Genomic DNA, 24,794 nt, shown 5'->3' with positions numbered 1-24,794 from the left:
TCTCTTTATTTTTTAGGAAGATAACTTATATAAGGAGTGATTTTGAATGAACAGAACCTTTTGGAAAGAAGCCGTTGTCTACCAAATCTATCCCCGCAGCTTTCAAGATAGCAATGGTGACGGGATTGGAGATCTGCAAGGAATCATTTCACGTCTGGATTATTTGCAAAAGCTAGGTGTCGACGTAGTTTGGCTGTCACCTGTATATAAATCGCCAAATGACGATAACGGTTATGACATCAGCGATTATCAAGATATTATGGATGAGTTCGGCACATTGCAGGATTGGGAAGAATTACTGACTGGATTGCACGCCCGTGGCATAAAACTAATGATGGACCTTGTAATCAATCATTCCTCAGATGAGCATCCTTGGTTCGTAGAATCCCGTTCTTCAAAAGATAATCCATATCGCGATTACTACATTTGGCGTCCGGGTGGACCAGATGGTGAGCGCCCCAACAATTGGAGTTCTGTATTCAGCGGCCCGGCTTGGGAACTGGATGAAACCACTGGTGAATACTATCTGCATCTGTTTTCGCGCAAGCAACCGGATCTCAACTGGGAGAATCCGCAGCTGCGTGAGGAGTTATACAAGATGATCACCTTCTGGCTCGACAAGGGTGTGGATGGTCTACGAATGGATGTAATCAATATGATTTCCAAAGTGGAAGGTCTCCCTTCCTCTCATAGAGACGGCCTTGCTCCCGGGGAACTTGCTTGGGGCGGCGAATATTATATGAATGGACCACGTGTTCATGAGTTTTTACATGAAATGAATGACAAAGTGTTATCCAACTATAACATTATGACTGTCGGCGAGACTCCTGGCGCTACAGTTGAAGATGCCATCCTTTACACGGACGAGGAACGCAAAGAGCTGCAAATGGTATTCCAATTCGAGCATATGGATGTGGACTCGGGTCCTGACGGCAAATGGGACGTAGCCCCGTGGACGTTGTCGAAGCTGCGCGATATTCTTCATAAATGGCAAGTGGGTCTGGCGGATAAGGGTTGGAATAGTCTTTATCTTAACAATCATGACCAGCCACGTATGGTCTCAAGATTCGGGGATGACGGTAAGTATCGTGTGATCTCTGCCAAAATGCTCGCTACCTTACTGCACACGCTGAAAGGGACACCCTATATTTATCAAGGCGAAGAAATCGGGATGACTAATGTAAAGTTCACAGCCATTGAACATTATAAAGACATTGAAATCCTCAATATGTATCGCGAAAAGGTTACCGAAGGCGGCGCTGATCCTAACAGCGTGCTAAACGCTATTCATATCAAAGGCCGTGATAATGCGCGCACTCCGATGCAATGGGATGATTCTGCGAATGCCGGCTTTACTGAAGGGGAGCCGTGGCTCAAAGTTAATCCGAACTACAAGGAAATTAACGTGGAGCAGGCCCTGGCGGATTCGGATTCCATCTTCTATTATTACCAAAGGCTGCTTGCTTTGCGCAAAAAAAATCCGATCATGGCTTATGGCGAATACAAGCTACTTTTGCCAGAGCATGAGGATATTTATGCCTATACGCGTACTCTGGATGACGAGAAGTGGCTAGTGCTGCTCAATTTCAATGAGGTTCCACAGACTGTTGATCTTTCCGCAGAGCTAAGTAAGGCTACGGAACTTATTATTGGAAATTACCCTGATGATGCACCCACACGGGAATTATTACGACCTTATGAAGCAAGAGTGTATCGATTGAAAGACTAACTTTGTCTATCTTCCTGAGTTATACTATTTAGGATGATTTTTTATGAGATTATCCTTCTGCCTGCTACCTGTCATTAGAGAGCACGGAATAACAGGATTTTGCAAATGCAGCCTGATAGTATGAACTTAAAGGGAGATGACGGACTTGGAATGGCTTATCCGCATGAAAGAAGCTTTAGATTATATGGAGAGCAAGATGGAGGAATCTGTGACCATTGATGAAATCGCCAAGGTTGCTTACTCCTCCCCCTTTCATTTCCAGCGCATGTTCAATATGCTTACCGGAGTATCTATTAAAGACTATATCCGTAAGCGCAGATTAACTCTGGCTGCACAGGAGCTTGCTATTTCTAAAGTTAAAGTGCTGGATGTTGCACTGAAATACGGATATGACTCGCCCGAGTCGTTTGCCAAAGCATTCCGCAAGGCACATGGAATTACTCCTTCTGCTGCGCGGGAGTCAGGGGTACAGCTCAAGGCTTTCCCTAGACTCTCCTTCCATCTATCACTGAAGGGAGATAAAGAAATGGACTACAGAATTGAGAAAAGAGACGCTTTTAATGTTATCGGACTAGTAGAGGAAATGACAACGAAGGATGGGGAGAATCTGCGCCGCATCCCTCAGTTGTGGATAGAAGCTAATGAAAATGGTACGTCGGATAAGCTGATTGAGCTCGGTGAAGATAAGGATTTATTAGGCATCTGCTCTGACATGAACCATGATAAAGAAACCTTCTCCTATTGGATCGCTGTCGAAGCTACTCCAGAGACTGATGCACAGGGCTTTGCTTCTACAACAATCCCAGCTGCAAGTTGGGCTGTGTTCACCTCAGTAGGGCCGATGCCTGATGCGATCCAGCAGGTATGGGCACGCATTTTTCAGGAGTGGTTCCCTTCCACAGGCTACGAGCACACAGGCGGACCTGAGTTTGAGCTATATCTTCCAGGGAGACCAGACGCAGAGGACTATCGCTGTGAGATATGGATCCCTGTTACGAAAAAAGAATAGAACTAAAAAGACTATCGAAATCCCGATAGTCTTTTTTCTTGTGATTGCCTACTATTTCATTTTGAGAATTGGCATAGTCTTGGTATAATAAATAGATTATGTAGTTCTATAATGATTATTGATTATTGTCATCCGAATTATCGGTGAAGGAGAATTTCATGTCTACTGTAAAAATATTTTCAGACAGCACTTCCGATTTACCTCAAAACTGGAAGGATACTTATGACATCGGCATCGTTCCTCTTTATGTTGTATTTGAAGAAGGTACCTACAAAGATGGTGAAGATATTACACCCGAGGAAGTGTATCGCCGTGTAGCCGCTAGTGGAGTATTGCCGAAAACGGCAGCACCTTCGCCAGCAGATTTCATTGCTGCATTTCAACCCGTGATTAGCAGCGGACAAGATATTGTATATATCAGTCTCTCCTCCTCACTATCCTCTACATATCAGAATGCACTTTTGGCTGCCGGGGAATTTCCTGAGGGACGCGTACAGGTTATAGATTCACAAACCTTGTGCGGAGGCATTGCCCTCCTTGTTATGAAGGCTGTCAGAGCTGCTGAAAAGGGCCACTCTGCCGTAGAGATTGCAGCCATGCTGGAGCACAGCCGCAGCCTTGTGGAAACTGAATTCGTTGTGGATACGCTAGATTACTTATATATGGGTGGACGCTGTTCAGGCATGCAGAACTTCATCGGTAGTCTGCTCAAAATCCGTCCTGTTCTTAGACTGGTAGATGGAAGCATCATACCTACCAGCAAAATCCGTGGCAAAAAAGAAAAAGCTGTGGAACAAATGCTCCAGAACGCTTTGGTTCATGTCGATCGAATGGATAATGAGTTGCTCATCGTGGTCCATACCTTGGCGGAAGAAGATGCGCTCTATCTGGAGGCAGCACTACGAGAGAAAACTCAAGTTAATGAAATAGCAATCCTCCATGCGGGTTGTGTAATTGGCAGCCATTGTGGGCCGCATACTGTAGGTCTCATGTATATGCTTCAGGACTAATAACACACAAATCTCCGGCCATTGCTTCTTAAGCAAATGGACCGGAGATTTGTGTGTAACCCCCCTAGTTTGAAGTTACTTCCAGCTCTATATCTTCTGCTCTGCAAGGCAACATAAAACGAAACGTAGAACCGTGATTCTCTTCACTTTCTACAAAGATCGTCCCACCCATCAGCTCCACAAGCTGCTTGCAAATCGCCAGTCCCAAGCCTGTGCCTCCATATTTACGGTTTATGGACGGATGCAGCTGTGAGAAAGATTGAAACAATAGATTGAGTTTGTTACCGGCAATTCCTACACCTGTATCCCGCACTGAAAATTCCAACAAAAATTCTTGTTCATCAGATAGTGGAATGTTCTTCACCGATAGGGTCACGCTCCCACGTTCCGTGAATTTCAGCGCATTGCCTACCAGATTCACGACAATCTGCCGCAAGCGGATCGGATCAGCAATGATTATGGTTGGAACGCTAGTATCCATCCACCAACGTAATGCCAGCTTCTTCTCTTCCGCTTTCGGTGCAAATAAATCAATGACGTCTGAGATCATCTCGCGGAGATCAAACTTCTCGGATTGCAGTGACATTTTACCTGCTTCCATTTTGCTGAAATCAAGAATATCATTCAAGATCTGTAATAACGTATAACTACTGCTGCGTAAAATCTCGGCATAACCTCGCTGCTCTTCTCCAAGTTCAGTATCCAACAATAGATCAGCCATTCCGATCATCCCGTTCATCGGCGTCCGAATTTCATGGCTCATCATCATTAAGAAATCAGATTTGGCTTGCGCTGCCTGCTCTGCTGATTCTTTCGCACGAATGATTTCTCGCTCATTCGTAATATCACTGAAGGCAATAACCGCACCTGCGATCAGCCCTTCATCAATAAGAGGTGCTACCCGATAATTAACAAAAAAACTGGTGCCATCCTTACGCCAGAAGATCTCATCATCTTTCTTGCGGATGACTCCATCCTCTATCGTAAGACTAATCTGGCAATCAGGTGTCGAATAACGCGAACCATCACCTTGGATATGATGGATATAATCCATAAGCTTCAAACCCATCAATTCTGTTGGTTGGTAGCCTAACATATCCGCTGCCTCACGGTTAATAAATAGAGCACGCCCCGTTGTATCCAGCACAAAGATTCCCGCGGAGACGGAATTCAGAATGAGGCTCGATTGTTTATCCTTCACAGCTACTATTGAGCTATCTTTGGAGCTTAACTCCACTTCGCCCGTGATAGGTAATTCAGTATCTAAGGTGTCCGCTAATTCATCTAGCCAGTCTTGTAACAATTCCGCATGTAAAAGAGCGCTTCCGTTAGCCACTTGGGTAATCGCGAATACCCCGGCGATCCCTTCTTCCGTTCTGATGGGTAAAAGTTTAACGCCTACGCAATCCGAGCCTTTTTTGGGATTCTCTAAATCTTGTAGCTCAAAGCTTGAGGAGTTCCCCTGCAGAGCAGCCTCAAAACTAGCAATATTGCCAAGATTTTTTCTCTTTGCTGATATCGGACTTGTATTTTGCAACTTCGCTTCTGCGCTCAAGCCTAGATGAAAAGTTCGGTTGGTTCCTACGCAGCGACCTTGTCTATCCAGAACGAATATCAAATCAGGATGTTGGTCATATAACGATTTATAAGCGCTCTCTTCCGAAAGCAACCGTCTCAGAATGGACGTCCAGTCTTTATCCACAGTTCACATCCCCTCAGGCTCTCTCATCCATTATCATTACCCCTAAACGAGCAATGTTCATCTAAAATTTAAAATATATTTCATATCTATTATATCAAAATTACGGAAATCAGTCGTAGATAAACGTCAAATCCCCCCTTTATAACCCCAATCACGATGCTTTTTCATCGTTACAAAAGGGTTATAAAAGGGGGTGAATTCCGAATCTATTAGGCTATATCTTTATGTTCAATGTTGCGAATAGCCATATAGGCAATACCTGCTCCTAGCAATCCAAGTGAGATCGACACCGCCGCTAAATTACCTAAGCGAGCTTGATCAAATCCCCCAGAAATTAAGGAGGTAACTAACACAGCTGAGACGATGGTGGCAGGGACCGATTTTTTCTTCATTCCAAAGTACAATGGGATTAGAGCAATACCCGCTGCGTAAAAAGCGTTTGCGCCTAACTTAATCAGCTCTGAAGTGATTACATGAAGGGTCAGTTCACCCGGAATAAGCCCTGCAAAGGAATTGAATCCTATTAGGATAGCGCCGACTACAATGTCTGCCACGATTATGGCAACAAATGTGAAGGCGAACACTATCAATATTTTCGCAGTCATCAGCTTTTTACGTGAGATAGGATACATGAAGAGAAGAGTAATGGTGTTGTTCTTATACTCATCAATCACCAGCTTGCTAATAATTACCGAAGCGAAAATAATATAAGCAGCCTTTACAAAAACGAACACGCCCTCAAACAACTCTGCATAAGAAGCAAATGACGGTTCGCTCTCATTTTGATCAACGAATAAAACCATAATCATAAACGCAAGAATCGCAAGATTGACGATTGCTGCACCTGTAAGAAGCGTTTTTAGCTTATTCTTCCGAATTTCCAAAGATATTAATTTAAGCAATGCCTTCACCCCCAATCAATTGCAGAAAATGATCTTCCAGCGTATGTTGTTTTTTGCTGATACTTTCAATTTCCACATCTGCTAGCACTAACGCCTTATTCAGATCACGTTGTGAGATTCCACCGTCATATATTCTAACTGTAATATGGTCCAGCACTTTGAAATTATTAAGCCCAAGCTTATGCTCCAACACATACACTGCTTTATTAATCTCATTCGTAACCACTTCGATATATTCAGTATTTTGGCCACGAATGGAATCCATCGCCACTTCTTCTACCAGAGCACCCTGCCGGATCACACCGATCGTATCAGCAATCTGCTCTATTTCCCCCAGAATATGACTAGATACAAGTAACGTCATTCCATATTCACGGCTAAGCATCCGGAACACTTCACGCATCTCCTTGATTCCCACAGGATCTAGCCCATTAATCGGCTCATCCAAAATGAGCAGCTCAGGTTTCGTCATGAAGGCTCTGGCAATACCCAGACGTTGCTTCATCCCAAGTGAAAATTGCTTCACCGGCTTTTTATCGACACCTGTGAGCTTTACCAGCTCCAGCGCTTCACCAATCGCTTGCGGATCATAATAGCCCATGTACTCTCCGTGCAAAATCAGATTTTCTTTGGCTGTCAATTTATCATAAAACACTGGATATTCAATGATGCAGCCCATCCGCTTCAGCATTTCGTAAGAATGCTCAGTCATTTTTTCATTAAAAAATTCAATTTCTCCACTCGTAGGTTTAACGAGGTTCGTGACCATTTTCATCACGGTAGTTTTGCCAGCACCATTGGGTCCAAGAAACCCGTAAATTTCACCTTGCTTAATATTCATATTCACATTGCTGACGACTTCTTTACCTTGATAGGTTTTCGTTAAATTTCTTGTCCGAAGTATTGTAGTCAATTCCGCGCTCCCCTTTGTTTTCGTCTCGTCTTCCTTAGTTCTTATTGTACACAGCAGAATTTTCTTTTTTATTACTCGTTTCTTACGAAAATCTTAAGCTGCGCACAATTCTATTCCTTAGAAGCGTAATCTGCGAAAAGTAAGGGTAAACACCGTTCTCACATACGGCTGACTAACCAGTGTAATCGTTCCATTCATTTGCTCCGTTAATCTTTTGGTGATCGTCAGACCTAGACCGCTGCCTTGATAAGCCCGATTTCTTGAATCTTCCAGCGTATACAGACGCTCAAATACTTTATCCTGGTGTACTTCACTGATGCCTTTTCCCCGGTCCCACACCTCTATGTATACTTTGTTCTCATCACTATAGAGCCTTAATCCTAATACGCTCCCAGCGTCGCCATAAGAAATTGCGTTCGACAACAGATTGGACAATATTCGATCAAGAGCCTCTTCATTTCCCATGAAGTAAACAGCCTCATCCGGAATCTCAATCTCCACCTCACTGCCCTTAGCGCTGAGGATATCATAGAAAGAAAGGATGTTGCGTCTGCATACTTCACCTGCCTCAACTCGTGAAAGCGCAATTTCCCGATCCCCAGACTCCAGCTTGGACAAATCAAAAAACTTGTTCATCAGCTGGATCACTTCATGGGCTTTTTGATGAATCATCTTCATCATTCGTTCCCGTTCCCCGGCCGGCAAATGCTCATCCTGTTGAATGGTCTCAATATAACCAAGCACAACCGTTAGCGGAGTCTTAAGATCATGAGAAATATTAGACAGCATATTACGCATGGATTTCTCCAGCCTAACGCGCTCAATGCTTCCTTTATGATTGATATCCAGCAGCCGGTTCAGGTCAATCAGCACGCTCTGCAGCTCCAAATTACCGCTGAACAGCAGCAATCTTTCATGTGAGCCTTCCTCCATAATGCTGCTTAACTTGTCATGCATATATCGCAAATCATTAGAAGCTTTACGCGAATTCTGATATTGCCACACAATGACGGCGAGTAAGAGCACAATGACAACACCTAGCACCGCTATCATTATAGCTGTTCTCCCAGCTTATACCCGATGCCCCATAACGTCTTAATGTATTCGGGATGGGAGGGATCGTCTTCTATTTTTTCACGCAATCTTCTCATATGTACATTAATGACGTTCTCATCCCCGAAATAATCATCCTCCCATACGCTCGCATAAATCTGCGCTTTGGTAAATACTCGGCCCGGATGCGTCACAAACAGCTTAAGAATATGAAATTCCTTCGACGTTAGCTTTACTTCTTCCCCGTTCTTCAACGCAGAGAAGTTATCTAAATCTACAGTCAATCGGCCAATGGAGATCATTTGCTTCACCGGAGCTTGATCTTCCACTTGGATACTGGGAGATGCATAACCTGCACGACGGATCGCTGCCTTCACCCTAGCCGCTAGCTCAATCATAGAAAAGGGCTTCGTAATATAATCATCCGCCCCAAAGCCTAACCCAAGCGCTTTATCTACATCACTGTCTTTAGCGGACATGATCAACACTGGAACCAGACTCTCCGCACGAATAGTCTGAAGAATGTCAGTCCCGCTACGCTTCGGCAGCATAAGGTCTAACAGTACAAGATCAAATGGACCACCGGTCCGAAATGTTCTCTCCGCTACTTCACCGTCAAATACAGCTTCAACCTCATAACCTTCTTTTACCAAATAAGACCTGACCATTTCACTGATTGCTTCGTCGTCCTCAATCAGCAGCACACGCTGTGGCATGTCCAAACCTCCCCGTAGTCGAAAACCTCTTCGTTAAATTATACCAATTTCCCGGAGCTCTTACTATTTCGGTTTTTATTTCAGCTTTAATTTCAGTTTCATTAAAGGTAGCCCAGGTATTATGGCCTTAACAACTTACAAAATGAGGTGATGTTTCAATGTTGAACAAGAGAAGTAAGCAAGCCTGGAGCTTCAAACGAAAGCTGCTGATCGTGATGATCATTGTCCTCCTGCTTCTCGGCACAGTGATATATAGTCTGGCAGATCGTTACTTAATCGAACATGTCGAAGTCGTAGTTGCGGATGATGCAGCTACAACTAGCAGCTCAGGAGCTACAGCCGTTACAACTGCCGAAGTTAACGCAACCTCTGACGACTGGAATTACTCCAGCGATGATATTCAGATCCAGATCGACCAAGTGCAGACCGGTTCCGGTTCAGACCAGATCACTTATTTTGTCGCTGATATCGTCCTCAAGGAAGCGAGCAGTCTGCGCACTGCTTTTGCCGACAACAGCTTTGGAACAAACATCACTGAGGATACCTCGGACATTGCTTCCGCGAACTATGCGATTTTTGCCATCAATGGTGATTACTATGGCTTCCGCAATGACGGAGTGATAATCCGTAACGGCACGGTGTATCGTGATGATCCTGTGCGGGATGCAATGGTGCTGTTCGATGATGGGACAATGCAAACCTATAACGAGGAAGAGATTTCTTCCTCTGAACTTCTGGCGCAAGGGGCCACCGATACCCTTTCCTTTGGTCCGATTCTGATTCAGGACGGGGAGATTGCCAGTGATTTCAGCAATGTCAAAATCGATACCAACTTCGGCAACCATTCCATCCAGAACGCGAATCCCCGCACCGCAGTTGGTATGATCGCACCAAACCATTATGTGTTTGTCGTAGTTGACGGGCGCAATGAAGGGTACAGCCGTGGGATGACCCTTACTGAGCTAGCTGATGTAATGTCCGACCTTGGCGCCACAGAAGCCTACAATCTGGACGGCGGTGGTTCATCCACTATGTACTTCATGGGACGGGTCGTAAATAATCCGCAGGGCAAAAACAAGGAGCGGGGCGTCAGCGACATTCTTTATATCAAGGAGGGTGCAACATCATGACTATACTGATCCCAGCCTATGAGCCAGATGAACGACTGCTCGATTTGATTTTACAGCTGCATAATTTCCAGCTCGAACCTATTGTTCTTGTGGATGACGGCAGCGGCCCGCACTACCGTGGAATCTTCGATATGGCAGAAGCATTCGGCTGCACTGTCCTAACCCATGAAGTCAACCTCGGAAAAGGATGTGCTCTGAAGACAGGGTTCCAGTATATTCAGGGGACTGGTCTGCCGGATTATGTAGTCTGCGCGGATAGCGACGGCCAACATCTGCCTTATGATATTAACCGAATCGTTGAATCTCTGCGGAACCAGACTACCCCGGGAATCGTACTCGGCAGCCGCCGGTTCACCGGAACCATTCCTCTGCGCAGCCGCTTCGGCAACTCGGTAACCCGGACGGTCTTTTCCTTAACTACAGGCACTAAGATTTATGATACACAGACTGGTCTGCGCGGCTACCCCCTATCAATGCTTGATTGGCTATGCCAGATTCCCGGCGAACGGTTTGAATATGAAATGAACATGCTGCTGACTGCCCATAAAGAGGGGTACACCATTACGGAAGAGTACATCGATACCGTCTATCTGGACGATAATAAATCATCCCATTTCCGGCCTCTGATGGACTCCTTCCGGATTTATCTGCCGATACTGATGTTCAGCACTTCTTCGCTGCTGTCAGCCCTGCTCGACTTCACACTCTTATTCCTGTTTCAGAGGCTCAGCCATAACCTATTCCTGTCCGTCGCGGCCGCGAGATTGTGCAGCTCTGTCTTTAACTATTCTATGAACCGAAAATACGTCTTCACAGACGGCAAACGCTCCAAGATTCAGGCATCGCTTCCCAAATATTTTGCGCTGGTGATCCTCGTATTGTTGTTCAACTATGGGCTACTCTATTTCTATAATGAAAAGCTGATTATTCCGCTTGTCGCCGCCAAGCTACTGACCGAGGCTTCAATCTTCCTATTCAGCTATTGGGCGCAACGGAGGTTTGTGTACTGAGGGTTTGGGTACTGAGGGTTTGGGTACTCTGGGGAAGGTTACGTTCTCTCGACTGCTTATGCTTGTGTGGTGAGCAATTGGGAATTTGTGAAGCAATAATTGGACACTTGTGGAGCACTTTTCGGACACTTATTGAGTACTAATCGGATACTTGTGGAGCTTCTATCGGGCACCTATGGAACTGCTCCTCGAACACATATGGAGCACCTATTGGGCACCTATTGAGCACCTATCGGACACAGATGACACTAATCGCAGTATTATTCCACTTTTGGTATGCTAACGGACCCCATTGCCGCTATTGGTAAGAAAGGCACCACATATGAGCCTCTTTTTGTGGGATAGCGTCTGTGGGGTCCGAAACCCTGCTCAAAACGCTGGAAATTTGCAAATAACGTCAGCTGAGTCCGAATTCACCGAGAAGGATACCGTTGATAGAATTCGCATACAAAAAAGCTAATGCTTCCTTCCAATAATGTATACAAAATCACATTATCTTTGCTCAAAAATTCAGAACGTCATACACTCATCTTCTCCCCCATATATATAAATGGAATAGTCCCGGACGTTGTCGCGGAACCTTTGCAGCCCTGTCAGAATAGGTTGCAGCATAAGCCCAAGCTGGAGGGAGAGAAAGATTCATACCAAGCGAAGAAATTAATGCGCTAGAGCGGGCCATTGCCGAGATTACGGAATAGCCACTGGCTTCGGTTTAGATTTTTATCCCATGCGTTATGAAATATGCCCCGCAGATATTATTTATACATTCGGCGCTTATGGAATGCCTACACGATTTGGACACTGGAGTTTTGGAAAAACCTTTCATAAAATGAAATCCCAATACGATTTCGGACTGAGCAAAATATACGAGCTCGTTATTAACTCCAACCCTTGTTATGCCTTCCTGCTGGATGGAAATTCACTGATTCAGAATAAGCTGATCGTTGCCCATGTGCTAGCGCACTGTGATTTTTTCAAAAATAATATGCGTTTCTCCATGTCCAACCGAGATATGGTCGAGAGCATGTCAGCTACAGCAGATCGGATTGCCGGTTATTCTGTAACTTACGGAACTGATGCTGTGGAGAGCTTCATCGATTCAGTGCTGGCTATCCAGGAGCATATAGACCCCAGTCTGATCCAGCCACGCAAGCTGGGCAAAACTCACCTACTGGAAGCTAAGATGAAGGAGCTCAAAGACGCCCCTCCAGGCGGCTCGAAATCATCCAATCCTTATGACGAATTATAGAATTTAGATAAAAGCAATACCGGGCCACAGGAAGCAACCTCTGGAAACCGTGCTTTCCCCCCTGAGCCAGAAAAAGATATGTTCTGGTTTATCCAGCAATATTCCACTGTTTTGGAGGATTGGCAGCGTGACATTATGACGATGCTCCATGACGAAATGCTCTACTTCTGCCCACAGATGGAGACGAAGATCATGAACGAAGGCTGGGCTTCGGTCAGCTAAGGTGCTTACGCAAAAAGGCTCTCTACAAACGATGAAGCATCGTTTATGGAGAGCTTTTTTATTTCAGATTCATCCCCTTCGTGGATTGTGTCCGATTGGCCGCTTCTCTTTTTCCAAAACTATTTCAATCAATGCTAGCTGAGTGTTGGATTTGCAACAATTCAATAAAATTGATGGTTTGTTTAGTAGATTAATCGTTTTATACTAACTTTAACAACAATTGTTGTAAACATAAAAGAATAGAGGAGATTATTATCACTAAGGTATTATTTATTACAGCAAATCCAAATGACGAAAATCGTTCGTTTAGTATGGCAGCAGGAAAGGCATTTATTGAAACATATAAAGAGACAAACCCAACGGATGAAATCGTGACATTGGATTTATTCACAGAAGATATTCCAAATTTAGATGCAGATGTTATGAGTGGTTGGGGGAAACTTCGTGCAGGACAGCAAATTGACACTCTTTCAACTGAGGAATTAGCGAAAGTTAGTCGCCTAAACGAAATTCTCGATCAATTTATTGCAACGGATAAAATGATATTCGTAACGCCGATGTGGAACTTCTCATTCCCATCCGTTGTGAAAACATACATCGATGCCGTAGCTGTACCTGGTAAGACGTTTAGATATACGGAGACTGGTGCTGTTGGCTTACTTCATGATAAGAAAGTGCTTCATATTCAAGCTCGCGGTGATTTTTATTCAGAAGGTCATTTAGCAGATGAAGAGCTAGGCGACCGATATTTAAAACATATTATGAACTTCATGGGTATTACTGAATATGAAGGTTTATTTATTGAAGGTCAAGCTAAAATGCCAAATAATGCTGAGAAAATTAAAGCAGCAGGCATCGAGCGTGCCAAGCAATTAGCACAAAGCTTCTAATCGTTTATTATCTTTATACTGCACTTCGTAGTCCATACAAAAAATGGACCATGAAGTGTTTTTTTTTTTCGAAGATTTTTTCTGTTATAATGGGGTCACCCATTAATCCAACAAGTGTCAAAAAGTATTAGTATTTTAAGAAGGAAGGTACAAATGAAAAAACAAGATCCACGGATTCAACGAACAAGAGAAAATATCATGAATGGTTTTATGAGACTGATTAAACAAAAAGATTTTAGTGATATTACCATTAGTGATATTACACAAGAAGCAGAGATTAACCGTTCAACATTTTACTATCATTTTGTGGATAAATACGATTTAATCGATGTGATTCAAAGAGAAGTTCTTACGAAAGAAATTTTTAATGAAGTAGCCTTACAAGAAGTCATCAATGAACAAACAATTATTATGTCCCTCCAAGCTATTATGAGTTCTCAAATAAATTTATCCTTACAATGTCAACATGCTCTTGAAGAATTCAAATCGAAAATGGACTATGAAATTAAACAACGATTGACGGAAACACTTCAAGCTTTATTAGATAAAGAGCATGGTGTGAAGGAAGAACATTATTTACTGGCTACATTTTGGAGTTGGGGCATCTACGGGGTTGCAATGGCTTGTGTAGAGGGGAAAGAAACTTTGCATACGGCGGTAAACCGTTTGACAAATATCATTTTAGGCTAGTATAGAAACCATTCTATAAATTCTCCACCCCATAGTTTCTTCTTTACTTCAAGACGCCTTGAAAATCTCTCTCGCTGTTATACTTTTCGTTTGTATTATCTTTGTTGGAGAAGAAGCGAATGACTTCAGTCATTTTCAACAATGAAGGTGTCCTGTCTCAACTTCAGCAAGCTCAGAAGGATCGCAAGGATGGAATTTCCACATACAGTGACAGCGAGGAAGAATTCGCCGAATTTCTGAATGAGGAATCATCTATTTATAAATACGTTTGGGTGGTGGCTACGATAGTTCCCCCGTCATATTGCCTCCCCTCCTCCCATATACATAGTATGAATAGCATTTTTCGATACAGGTATCCGCATTTCATATAGGTTCTGCCCCATACAGGCGGTGCCCAGAGTAGGAAGGAGAGAAAGATTCATGCCAAGCGAAGAAATTAATGCGCTAGAGCGGGCCATTGCCGAGATTACGGAAATAGCCACTGGCTTCGGTTTAGATTTTTATCCCATGCGTTATGAAATATGCCCCGCAGATATTATTTATACATTCGGCGCTTATGGAATGCCTACACGATTTGGACACTGGAGTTTTGGAAAAACCTTTCATAAAATGAAATCCCAATACGATTTCGGACTGAGCAAAATATACGAGCTCGTTATTAACTCCAACCCTTGTTATGCCTTCCTGCTGGATGGAAATTCACTGATTCAGAATAAGCTGATCGTTGCCCATGTGCTAGCGCACTGTGATTTTTTCAAAAATAATATGCGTTTCTCCATGTCCAACCGAGATATGGTCGAGAGCATGTCAGCTACAGCAGATCGGATTGCCGGTTATTCTGTAACTTACGGAACTGATGCTGTGGAGAGCTTCATCGATTCAGTGCTGGCTATCCAGGAGCATATAGACCCCAGTCTGATCCAGCCACGCAAGCTGGGCAAAACTCACCTACTGGAAGCTAAGATGAAGGAGCTCAAAGACGCCCCTCCAGGCGGCTCGAAATCATCCAATCCTTATGACGAATTATGGAATTTAGATAAAAGCAATACCGGGCCACAGGAAGCAACCTCTGGAAACCGTGCTTTCCCCCCTGAGCCAGAAAAAGATATGGTCTGGTTTATCCAGCAATATTCCACTGTTTTGGAGGATTGGCAGCGTGACATTATGACGATGCTCCATGACGAAATGCTCTACTTCTGGCCACAGATGGAGACAAAAATCATGAACGAAGGCTGGGCTTCCTACTGGCATCAGCGCATCGTTCGCGAACTAGATCTGACCGAAGAGGAAACTGTGGAATATGCAAAATTGAATTCATCCGTCGTGCAGCCCTCACGGCAAAGCCTGAATCCTTACTATCTGGGGCTGAAAATCTTTGAAGACATCGAACGCCGCTGGGACCGTGAGAAAATCTTTGAAGTACGTGAGTTGGAATCCGATACCTCCTTTATCCGCAGCTATCTGTCGAAGGAATTGGTGAACGACCTCGATCTTTATGTTTTTGAGAAAAAAGGCCCCGAATGGAAAATCACCGATAAAGCATGGGAAAATGTACGAGATCAACTGGTGCTCGCCCGGGTCAATGGCGGGTCTCCTTACTTGGTCATTGAGGACGCAGACTTCGAGAAGAATGGTGAATTATTTATAACTCATCGCTATGAAAGCATCGAGCTGGATCTGAAGTATCTGGAGCGCACACTCCCTCACATCTACTCTTTATGGGGGCGGACGGTTCATCTACAGACGGTTGTGGAAGACAAAAAGGCGCGTTTTTCATACGATGGCAAAAAGGTGCAGCGGAAGTTTATTTAAACTAAAAAAGCAGCAGACCTAAACGGGTATTAACACCCTGGTCTGCCGCTTTTTGCTATGACTAAAATGAGGATTCAGATTCTTTTAACGACTTCGAGAAATATTTTGGAGCCTCAACAAATCCTTGCCGGGCATAAAATCTATGCGCATCAGTTCTTCTAGAATGACAATGAACCTGAATTTTATCACAGTTTCTTTTTCTAGCTGAATCAGCGCAATACTCCTCAAGCTTTCGTCCAATTCCTTTGCTCCTAATGGAATTACTCACCACAAGATAACTTATAATTGCAGTCTCTCCTACCAGACCTAATTGGGGTATGTAATGCATGGAAATACAAGCTACCACTTTATCATCTTCCTCAAAAACCAATAATTCCTCGTCCGGATGCAGGATTAGCTTTTCTATTTTTTCTTGCATGAACACTTCTGTATCCGGATATCCCAACTGTTCTAATAATTCCGCTATGTCTTTCCAGTCATCAGCTCTCGCTTCTCTAATCATCTGCCCCACTCCCCGTTATTTTCGAATTACCTTTCTAATTGACTCTATTACACTACGGAAGATGATACTCGTCAAACATAAACTGATTAGATAAAAAAACACCCCAAAAGTATCATTGGTTTCCATATGGAGGTTCCAATGTTTTGGGGTGCAAATTCAATCATATACCCGATAAGATTAAGATGATAAGACTGAGCATTGTTTGAACAATTGATATATTTTATTAAGAGTCTTCCGGTAAATAAAGCCGAAGTTCATTATGGCACTAGAATATTTAATAGATTCGGGTCAGACTGACCCTTAGCAAGGGTGAAGGTATAGTTAAATGGGATTTGATCTTCACCGTTAAATAAACTATTCACTTGATAAGTACCCTCTGGCAAAAACAACTTAAACTCCCCTGAGAATATAGGGGCTGTGTAAAAAGACTGAGAACCATCTTTATTATTTTTATAAACAGTTATCGATCCATATCTAAAGATTCTTCCATCTGCATTTTTTATCGTTCCGTTGTATCCTTTCGGTATTGTAATGGCTAATGGATTTGGTGTGGTCTTTCCATTATTCACTGTAAATCTATAGTCAATTGAAATCCGACTTGACATATTAACAGGATAGAAACCATCGGCTTGATAAGAACCGTCAGGTAAAAATAAGCTATAATTCCCCCCGTAAATTTGAGCATAATAAATACTTAATTCTGGAGTATCTGTTCTATGCACCATAAGTGTTCCAGAAGGAACTGCTACCCCTTCCGAATTAACTATAGTCCCCTTGATTTTTGAAGGAATGACTATATCAATTTGACTTGGCTCAGTCAGCCCATTAACAATTTTGAATGTGTAATATAGTGAAATTTGCTCTTCAGTAGCATAATTATTCTGGTTTTTATTAGATAGTCTCCATCCGGTAAATACAAAGTGAATTTACCATCTTTGATCGGCGCACTGAACCCGACAGATAAATTAGGTTCTATTCTTAAAATTGATAACGAACCATTACTTATTGAGGTACCATCTTGATATTTTATAGTTCCTTCATGCCCCTCTGGAATTACAATATCAAGCGAGCTAGGAATAGGTTTCTCATCAGATATCTTAAAGGTATAGAAAAGCGAAATAAAATCTGAAGAATTCAAATCAGATACTTTTGTGATCTGGTAATCCCCATCGTACAAATTAATACTGAATTTCCCGTCAACCAATTTAGTCTCATAACCAATAGTCATATTATCTTGAACTTTACTTATATAAAGAATACCCTCTTTAAATATTTCCTTCCCATCTGCACGTATAATAGTTCCATTTACATTATACTGTTCTGGTTGCGGTGTTGGCCCTGGCGGTGTCGGTTCCGGAGTAAAAGTCGGCACCATTGTCGGAATTGGAGACAACGTTGGCAGTGGAGTCACGTCTGGCGTTGCTGATGGCGTGACTGTCGGTGTTTCTGTTGGTGTCGCTGTTGGCGTTGCTGTTGGCGTTGCTGCTGGTGTCGCTGTTGGCGTTGCCACTGGTGTCGCTGTTGGCGTTGCCGCTGGTGTCGCTGTTGGCGTTACTGTTCCATCTGATGTTCCCGGGGACACTGGTGAAATTGGTGTTGTTACTGCTGGTGCCTGTGTAGGTGTTGCTGCCGGTCTATTTACACCACCAATATTCACATTCACATTTGATGGGACATCTTTTCCAGCTTCTAAATTGCGTGGAGCATGTTCCATAGTAATTCCAGATGCATTTATAACCGCTTGATCAATAGTCCCATTCCCTACAACATTCGTGCTAGCGTTCATAATCAAAGAAAGGATACTAGCCCCATTGTTTAGCTTATTTCCACTTGCATCTTTATTAAAACTAAAATTTTGAACGCTGCCTTGTGGCAATCCAATATTGATATTTTGCGCCAAAACAATTACATTCTTAAAGCTTCCAAGCAAACTCATCTGCGAGTCTTTAGGAAGCGCTTTGGATAGAGTAACTGTATGAATAGTAGCCCCGCTAGAAGATTGGATTGTTGCAGGGGATTGAACTTGAATATCACTAATAACTGTAGAGCCTTCAACAACAATTCTAATAATCCCTGTCTTCTTATCAATGATCACCGAGGTTAGTCTAGCATTCTCAAAATGAACACTATGCGCTCCCCCACCGCTAACCGTAGTAACACCGTTAACAGTAACATTTTTTAAAAACACTTCTCCCTCAGCAATTCCTTCTGCTAGTAATAAGTTCCCTAAGATCGTCATGTTTTGTAGAGTTACATCAGAAGAGTTGATGATTACGTTTTGGCTTACTTTCTCTTCCCCTGTTGCAGGACCATAAGTACCCGCTATATCGTAAGAGAGGGTTCCAATTGAAGATTCACCCTTGATTGTTAAAGATCTGTCCAAAATTACAACAGCCTCAGCACGAGTAGTAAACGATTCTGGATGAAAGGTGTTGTCCGAATAACCCGACATAATACCCTTATCGTATACAGAGCCGATAGCTATTTTACTCCATAAAGGGCTTGTTGATGTGTCGCTAAATTTATTAGCAGAATCGGAGGAAGGCAGTGCTAGTAATTTACTAACAATCACTGCAAACTCTTGACGTGTTACCTTTTTATTAGGTCCAAAGGATCCATCTGAATAACCTTGTATGTAACCAGCAGCATTTGCCGCTAAAAGACTAGAATAATACCAATCTGAAGCTTTTACATCTTTAAAAGAACGCTCCCCCAACTCAACAAATCCAAATGACTTATTGATTAATGCAACCAATTCAGCCCTAGTAATCGAATGGTCAGGTTTAAAACCCCCGTCTGGATAACCTGATATTAGCCCCTTCTCCATCCATTTAGAAATTTGCGCTTCCGCCCAACTCCCTTGAATATCTGAAACCTCACTTGCGAAAACAGTACCTAAAGGTAATGATGTTAAACAAACAATAAGCATGAATACAATAGCTTTTTTAGATAAAATCTTTTTAATAACCACGTTTCTCCTCCTACTTATCTACGAAATGAACTACGAACCACTTCTAATCCCTTAACTTCTAGTACAATAGTGCTAGATAATTCATAGAGATCATATCATATTGTTTTTTACATGGTTGTCTCTTTTTGTCGAGAGTAAGCAGATTTTATGTCTAAAAAATCCACCTAGGGATAGTCCTTTTAATCATTAAAAAAAGCCCGCAACTTAACCGTTGCGGACCTCCATCGACACCCTCATATCAACTTAATAACTGCACATGGCAAATGCTCAGGTGAACGTAACGTAAGGAAGTTTGAAAATGTAGGCGCGTAGCGTTCGCCTTTGTCAGCGACCTAAAGTCCAAACATTTCTGAAATTACAATTATCACCGCGCGGTCTTTGCCCTTATCGACTATTCAGTCAACTTTTTCACAGGAACGTAAATCTCCATCACTGTATCTGGCCGCGAATGGCAGCGTTCATCGTAAAACTCAAAATCCAGCTTAGTCTCGTCATAAACGTAACCACTGTCCTTAAACCATTCTTCGAAGATGTACTTCCAGCTGCTTTTTATGACTTGGGCAAACTCTATTTGCTCTGTATCCGTTGAAGTATCCACTGGAGGTGTTGTAAACACGGCATATTCGGCTTCTGGCACATCCATCGTCAACATATCAGCTTCTACCTTGGAGTAGTCCTCAACAATAACACCCAAAAGATAGGTGGCATTGCCGTTATCTGAAGACGGAATACATAAACCAACTTCTCCGTGTTTAGGCGGGTTTAGTATTTTATACATTTTGGACTCCAGGTTTTCACCCTCATAATGGCTCCAAAAAGAAGCAATATCCTTAGTGTACATACTACCCGCAACATTAGTTTGGATACCATAACCAGCCACCTTAAAAGCAGGCTTACGAACAAAAACAGGATTCATAATATAACCTCCGATATCAAATATTGAATTTCCTTTACTAAACCCATCCATCCGTGCCGCATATTGTGTCGGACTATAACCAAAGGTTTTGCGAAAAGCTTTAGTAAAGCCACTTTGTGTTTCAAAACCATAGTCCAGCGCAATATCAATGATCTTTTTTCCAGCAAATAATTCAATTGAGGCTAAGGATAATTTTCGGCTCCGCACATATTCCATCACAGACATTTCTTTGCACAAGCTAAACACTCGGCAAAAATGATACACCGAATATCCGACCTCCGTCGCTATTTCTTCAACCGTTATATTTTCTTTAATATGAGCTTCTATATATTCAACACATTTTTCTATATCTTTACTGTAATTCAAGTGCAGCACCAGCCTTTCCCCGTACGGTGATTTCATTATATCAACTGCGCTGGAAATGGACTGTTCCTGTTTTGCTGAGCTGCATTATTGCCTGTATAGAAAAACAGAGCAGTGATCCTCCATTTACAAAAGGATCACAACTCTGCGTATTCTTAGTCACCATCATTTTGGGTAAGCCTCGAAGTAGACAATGCTGGATCCACGTAACTACTTACTCTTCAGTTCTGTTGCTCCCAACGACTGACTAAAGGACCCAGATGAAGTTAATTGCAAAAACATCGCCTTTTGAGCGGAGTTTCGGACTCCAGTGCAGCTATTAGTCAAAAACGGCTCATATTTAGGGTTTTTCCTGCTAATAGCGACCATGGGGTCCGATAGCCTGCGAAATATGCTCAAAATCTACGTTTAGGGTCACCTGTGTCCTTTAGCAACTTCTTACGCACAACAGCCAAATTAGTCAGACGGGTTGCGGCGTTTAGATTAACATTAGGAGGGTAAAAGGAAGAAAATACAACATGGAAGGGCAAAAAAAGAGTGCTCCACAGCCATTTTCATGGCTTTTGGAACACCCCGCATAAATGAATTCTTTTTTAACGGTTAAGCAGACTTCCCACGTATTTCAGCAGCTCGTTGGCGCAAATTGGGCAGTAGTGATGTCCATCAATAAGTCTGGCGCATACCTCGTTAATTCGTTTGAGCTGACTTTCATCAGGTGTTTTGGACGAGGTGGTGATTTTGACAATATCTTTGAGATCTGTGAACAGCTTTTTCTCAATCGCTTCCCGCAGGCGGTCGTGGTTGTTGTACTCGAATTTCTTCCCTTTGCGTGAATACGCGGAAATCCGGATCAGGATTTCTTCACGGAACGCTTTTTTTGCATTCTCAGAGATTCCAATTTGCTCTTCAATCGAACGCATTAACCGCTCATCCGGCTCCATTTCCTCATCCGTCAGCGGATCACGAATTTTCGACCAATTGCAGAAAGCTTCGATATTATCTAGATAATTCTCAAAAAGTGTCTTCGCAGATTCCTCAAAGGAGTAGACAAATGCCTTTTGTACTTCGCTTTTCGCTAAAATATCATATTCCTTGCGGGCAATGGAGATAAAGTTCAAATAACGCTCCCGCTCCTCTTTTGTAATCGATGGATGCTGATCCAGGCCATCCTTTATCGCCCGCAGGACATCCAGTGCGTTCATGCACTGCAGATCTCCTTTGATCAGAGCGCTGGAAATGCGGTTGATAACATAACGCGGATCAATTCCGGACATGCCCTCATCTAAATACTCCGTTTGCATCTCTTTAAGATCGGCCTCTTTATAGCCTTCGACCTCTTCGCCATCGTACATCCGCAGCTTTTTGATCAGATCCATACCTTGTTTTTTGCTTTCTTTAAGACGGGTTAGAATGGAAAAAATAGCGGCGGCACGCAGCGCATGTGGTGCAATATGCACATGACTCATATCACTCTGGGCGATCAGCTTCGCGTAGATTTTTTCCTCCTCCGAAACTCTGAGGTTATACGGAACAGGCATAACAATCATACGGGATTGGAGCGCTTCATTCTTTTTATTAGAAATAAACGACTTATACTCGGTTTCATTTGTATGAGCAATTATCATTTCGTCCGCACTTATCAACGCGAAGCGGCCAGCCTTAAAATTGCCTTCTTGCGTCAGTGACAGCAGGTTCCATAAAAACTTTTCGTCGCATTTGAGCATTTCCTGAAATTCCATCAGCCCACGGTTAGCTTTGTTCAACTCCCCATCAAAACGGTAAGCGCGCGGATCAGATTCCGAACCAAATTCAGTAATGGTCGAAAAATCAATACTTCCTGTCAAATCGGCGATATCCTGAGACTTCGGATCAGAGGGACTAAAAGTACCAATCCCTACCCGCTCTTCTTCTGACAGAATAACACGCGTCACCTTAACCTGCTCAATGTCACCAGCATAATCATTTCTTAGACGCATCTGGCAGGATGGGCACAAGTTGCCCTCAATCCGTACACCAAGTTCCTTCTCAATCTCCGGACGGAGCTCCAGCGGGATCAAATGCAGCGGGTCCTCATGCATCGGGCAGCCTTCTATTGCGTATACCGCACCCGCATCTGTCCGCGAGTACTGTTCCAAACCACGTTTAAGCAGCGTGACCAGGGTCGATTTCCCCCCACTGACAGGTCCCATCAATAACAAAATCCGTTTGCGAACATCAAGCCGACGTGCTGCAGAGTGAAAATATTCCTCGACCAACTTTTCGACTGCACGATCAAGTCCAAAAATCTCCTGTTCAAAAAACTTATACCGTTTGCGTCCGTTTATGTCCTCTACGCCGTGCGACTTAATCATGTCATAAACGCGGGAGTGAGCGGTTTTTGCGGGAGAGGGGTCTTTTCTCAACAGTTCTATATACTGCTTGAAGGTGCCGCTCCACGCCAACCGGTCGTTCTCAGCCCGATACGAAGCTATACGCTCAAAAATGTCCATTGCTCGCTGCCTCCTCTTGCGCTCCTACTTGCTCTTCTACTTGCTCTCCTATAGCGTTAAAAAGTGTATTACATACCTATGCGGCAAGCGCGGAATAGTTGACCTCTTTTTTACTGTGCTATAATAGAGAATCAGAAAATGGCTGTAAAACCTTATTGGGAAACCCGAAAATAAAGGCCTACGGGAGTGACAAGATGGCGGTACGACATGAAACGGAGCTGTATGCTCCTTTGAAGATTTTTTTTGAAAAGCAGGGTTACAGCATCAAAGGTGAGGTTCGGACCTGCGATTTGGTGGGGATTCGGGAGGACGTTGAGCATCCTCTGATCGTGGAGATGAAAAAATCATTCAATCTCGCCTTGCTGCTGCAAGGGGTAGAACGGTTGAAGCTCAGTCCCACCGTCTATCTTGCAGTGGAACGTGTCCGTGATAAAAAAGGAGCGGTGAACCAGCGCTGGGGCGAGCTTAGCGGGTTATGCCGCCGGCTCGGTCTTGGGCTGATCACTGTTATCTTTTATAAGACCAAAGCACCGCTGGTCGAGGTGCTCGTAGAGCCAGACGAGAAGCCGCCTGCGCAGCGCAGCAATAAGCGGCGGCGCGAGCGCCTGCTCTATGAGTTCCGCGAGCGCAGCGGAGACTACAACACCGGCGGCAGCACGCGCGTCAAGCTCGTGACAGCCTACCGCGAGAAAGCGCTGCGTGTCGCGCTTTCTCTGCAAGCAGCGGAGGCGGACGCCGCCGCCGCTGCGGAGAAGGCAGCTGCGAAGGCTTCGCTCGCAGCTGCCAAACGTTCAGCGGCGGGCACCGCTGAACAGGTTCCGGCGCTGAGCTCAGCGCCGGAGAGCCGTGCTGCCGGGGACACGGCAGCACGGGAGGCGCTGGCGGTAGGCACGCGAAGCGGTGCCCCTAGCGCTGCCTCAAGCACGCTTCCAGCGGCCGTATTGGCCGCAGGAAGCGCTCCCCGCTCGGCCGGCATCACTCCGGCCGAGCTGCGGAAGCGTAGCGGCGTACCCACCGCCGCCGCTATGCTTCAGAATAACTACTACGGCTGGTTTCACCGGGTAAGCCGTGGGCGTTACACCCTAACCCCAGCCGGTCATGCGGCGCTGGTGGAATATGCCGCGATAACAAGCGGCGTACCCAATAACAGCAATCATCCCATTAATTAGCTAACCTAGCCTGGACAGTACTTCTATCGACTATTTCTTTTTAGTCGGGTCTTATTCTTTTAGCTCGGTTCTAATCATTTACTCAGACTTTAAACTTATTATTCTGATGCACACATAACATGTGTAAATAACGCCAAAAAGCATCCCAACTACGGGATGCTTTTTCGTATGTCTAATCTTATTTAAATCCTATCTCTGTGCATTCCATGTTCTTAACTTACACTTAACATATTATTATCTGGTGCGTACCAAGCTCTTACTACACTCATATCACATTTAGATTACATTTTTAACACACTAGTATCTCATACGTACCATGTCTTATTTTACTCATATCTCATTAGTAC

The 24,794-nt window shown here is 43.8% G+C and carries 19 protein-coding genes and 1 pseudogene; 10 read left to right on the top strand and 10 right to left on the bottom strand.

Annotated features, from left to right (window positions below):
* Positions 1 to 46: 46 nt before the first annotated feature.
* The 3 genes from NYE58_RS09655 to NYE58_RS09645 all read left to right on the top strand — a co-directional run bounded on the left by NYE58_RS09655 (position 47) and on the right by NYE58_RS09645 (position 3,748).
* Positions 47 to 1,729, top strand: a complete 1,683-nt coding sequence (locus NYE58_RS09655; protein ID WP_036684397.1) for a glycoside hydrolase family 13 protein — start codon at positions 47 to 49, stop codon at positions 1,727 to 1,729.
* A 145-nt stretch (positions 1,730 to 1,874) separates the two neighbouring features.
* A complete protein-coding gene (locus NYE58_RS09650; protein ID WP_179087039.1) occupies positions 1,875 to 2,738 on the top strand; it encodes an AraC family transcriptional regulator in 864 nt (287 codons plus the stop codon).
* A gap of 158 nt (positions 2,739 to 2,896) precedes the next feature.
* Complete coding sequence (locus NYE58_RS09645; protein ID WP_076126458.1) at positions 2,897 to 3,748, top strand: DegV family protein; 852 nt, start codon at positions 2,897 to 2,899, stop codon at positions 3,746 to 3,748.
* 64 nt (positions 3,749 to 3,812) lie between these two features.
* On the opposite strand, the gene NYE58_RS09640 is transcribed toward NYE58_RS09645, so the two are convergent.
* The 5 genes from NYE58_RS09640 to NYE58_RS09620 form a co-directional block, all read right to left on the bottom strand.
* Entirely contained in the window at positions 3,813 to 5,450 is a 1,638-nt protein-coding gene (locus NYE58_RS09640; RefSeq protein WP_341001611.1) for an ATP-binding protein, read from the bottom strand.
* 209 nt (positions 5,451 to 5,659) lie between these two features.
* Positions 5,660 to 6,361: an ABC transporter permease gene (locus NYE58_RS09635; RefSeq protein ID WP_232061220.1), complete on the bottom strand. Its 702-nt coding sequence runs from the start codon at positions 6,359 to 6,361 to the stop codon at positions 5,660 to 5,662.
* On the bottom strand, positions 6,345 to 7,265 hold the full coding sequence (locus NYE58_RS09630) for an ABC transporter ATP-binding protein (protein ID WP_076126453.1): 921 nt from the start codon (positions 7,263 to 7,265) through the stop codon (positions 6,345 to 6,347). The genes NYE58_RS09635 and NYE58_RS09630 overlap by 17 nt, the downstream gene beginning before the upstream one ends.
* Positions 7,266 to 7,382: 117 nt before the next feature.
* On the bottom strand, positions 7,383 to 8,318 hold the full coding sequence (locus tag NYE58_RS09625; protein WP_076301345.1) for a sensor histidine kinase: 936 nt from the start codon (positions 8,316 to 8,318) through the stop codon (positions 7,383 to 7,385).
* The gene (locus tag NYE58_RS09620) at positions 8,318 to 9,034 is read right to left on the bottom strand and encodes a response regulator transcription factor (protein ID WP_076277544.1); all 717 of its coding nucleotides are present in this window, start codon (positions 9,032 to 9,034) and stop codon (positions 8,318 to 8,320) included. The genes NYE58_RS09625 and NYE58_RS09620 overlap by 1 nt, the downstream gene beginning before the upstream one ends.
* Before the next feature lie 158 nt (positions 9,035 to 9,192).
* Between NYE58_RS09620 and NYE58_RS09615 the strand changes: the two genes are divergently transcribed.
* The 6 genes and pseudogenes from NYE58_RS09615 (at position 9,193) to NYE58_RS09590 (ending at position 16,037) form a co-directional block, all read left to right on the top strand.
* The gene (locus NYE58_RS09615) at positions 9,193 to 10,164 is read left to right on the top strand and encodes a phosphodiester glycosidase family protein (protein ID WP_341001610.1); all 972 of its coding nucleotides are present in this window, start codon (positions 9,193 to 9,195) and stop codon (positions 10,162 to 10,164) included.
* Positions 10,161 to 11,174, top strand: coding sequence for a bifunctional glycosyltransferase family 2/GtrA family protein (locus NYE58_RS09610; protein WP_341001608.1), 1,014 nt, complete (start codon positions 10,161 to 10,163; stop codon positions 11,172 to 11,174). The genes NYE58_RS09615 and NYE58_RS09610 overlap by 4 nt, the downstream gene beginning before the upstream one ends.
* A gap of 641 nt (positions 11,175 to 11,815) precedes the next feature.
* Positions 11,816 to 12,636, top strand: a pseudogene (locus NYE58_RS09605) (SpoVR family protein); the annotation flags it as partial.
* Between the two features lie 263 nt (positions 12,637 to 12,899).
* The gene (locus NYE58_RS09600) at positions 12,900 to 13,535 is read left to right on the top strand and encodes an FMN-dependent NADH-azoreductase (protein ID WP_076278199.1); all 636 of its coding nucleotides are present in this window, start codon (positions 12,900 to 12,902) and stop codon (positions 13,533 to 13,535) included.
* 153 nt (positions 13,536 to 13,688) lie between these two features.
* Complete coding sequence (locus NYE58_RS09595; protein ID WP_076195279.1) at positions 13,689 to 14,225, top strand: TetR/AcrR family transcriptional regulator; 537 nt, start codon at positions 13,689 to 13,691, stop codon at positions 14,223 to 14,225.
* Between the two features lie 420 nt (positions 14,226 to 14,645).
* Positions 14,646 to 16,037, top strand: coding sequence for a SpoVR family protein (locus tag NYE58_RS09590; protein ID WP_312151138.1), 1,392 nt, complete (start codon positions 14,646 to 14,648; stop codon positions 16,035 to 16,037).
* 61 nt (positions 16,038 to 16,098) lie between these two features.
* Here the strand turns inward: NYE58_RS09590 and NYE58_RS09585 are convergent, their stop codons facing one another.
* The 5 genes from NYE58_RS09585 to NYE58_RS09565 all read right to left on the bottom strand — a co-directional run bounded on the left by NYE58_RS09585 (position 16,099) and on the right by NYE58_RS09565 (position 23,278).
* Positions 16,099 to 16,539, bottom strand: coding sequence for a GNAT family N-acetyltransferase (locus NYE58_RS09585; protein ID WP_076277659.1), 441 nt, complete (start codon positions 16,537 to 16,539; stop codon positions 16,099 to 16,101).
* A 257-nt stretch (positions 16,540 to 16,796) separates the two neighbouring features.
* On the bottom strand, positions 16,797 to 17,264 hold the full coding sequence (locus tag NYE58_RS09580; RefSeq protein ID WP_341001605.1) for a hypothetical protein: 468 nt from the start codon (positions 17,262 to 17,264) through the stop codon (positions 16,797 to 16,799).
* A 92-nt stretch (positions 17,265 to 17,356) separates the two neighbouring features.
* The gene (locus tag NYE58_RS09575; protein ID WP_341001603.1) at positions 17,357 to 19,510 is read right to left on the bottom strand and encodes an S-layer homology domain-containing protein; all 2,154 of its coding nucleotides are present in this window, start codon (positions 19,508 to 19,510) and stop codon (positions 17,357 to 17,359) included.
* A 391-nt stretch (positions 19,511 to 19,901) separates the two neighbouring features.
* Positions 19,902 to 20,828 carry an AraC family transcriptional regulator gene (locus NYE58_RS09570; RefSeq protein WP_248547664.1) on the bottom strand — a complete coding sequence of 309 codons (927 nt, stop codon included), beginning with the start codon at positions 20,826 to 20,828 and terminating at the stop codon, positions 19,902 to 19,904.
* Between the two features lie 554 nt (positions 20,829 to 21,382).
* Positions 21,383 to 23,278 carry a PrkA family serine protein kinase gene (locus NYE58_RS09565; protein ID WP_036684429.1) on the bottom strand — a complete coding sequence of 632 codons (1,896 nt, stop codon included), beginning with the start codon at positions 23,276 to 23,278 and terminating at the stop codon, positions 21,383 to 21,385.
* Between the two features lie 194 nt (positions 23,279 to 23,472).
* Here NYE58_RS09565 and NYE58_RS09560 point away from each other — a divergent pair, with 194 nt between their 5' ends.
* Positions 23,473 to 24,447, top strand: a complete 975-nt coding sequence (locus NYE58_RS09560; protein WP_341001601.1) for a DUF2161 family putative PD-(D/E)XK-type phosphodiesterase — start codon at positions 23,473 to 23,475, stop codon at positions 24,445 to 24,447.
* The last annotated feature ends 347 nt before the right edge of the window (positions 24,448 to 24,794 follow it).

Source organism: Paenibacillus sp. FSL L8-0708 (assembly GCF_038009325.1).
In the GTDB taxonomy this organism is placed as follows: Bacteria; Bacillota; Bacilli; order Paenibacillales; family Paenibacillaceae; genus Paenibacillus_AQ; species Paenibacillus_AQ odorifer.
Note: the sequence above shows the minus strand (reverse complement) of the source record. Positions and strands in the feature narration are given on the sequence as shown.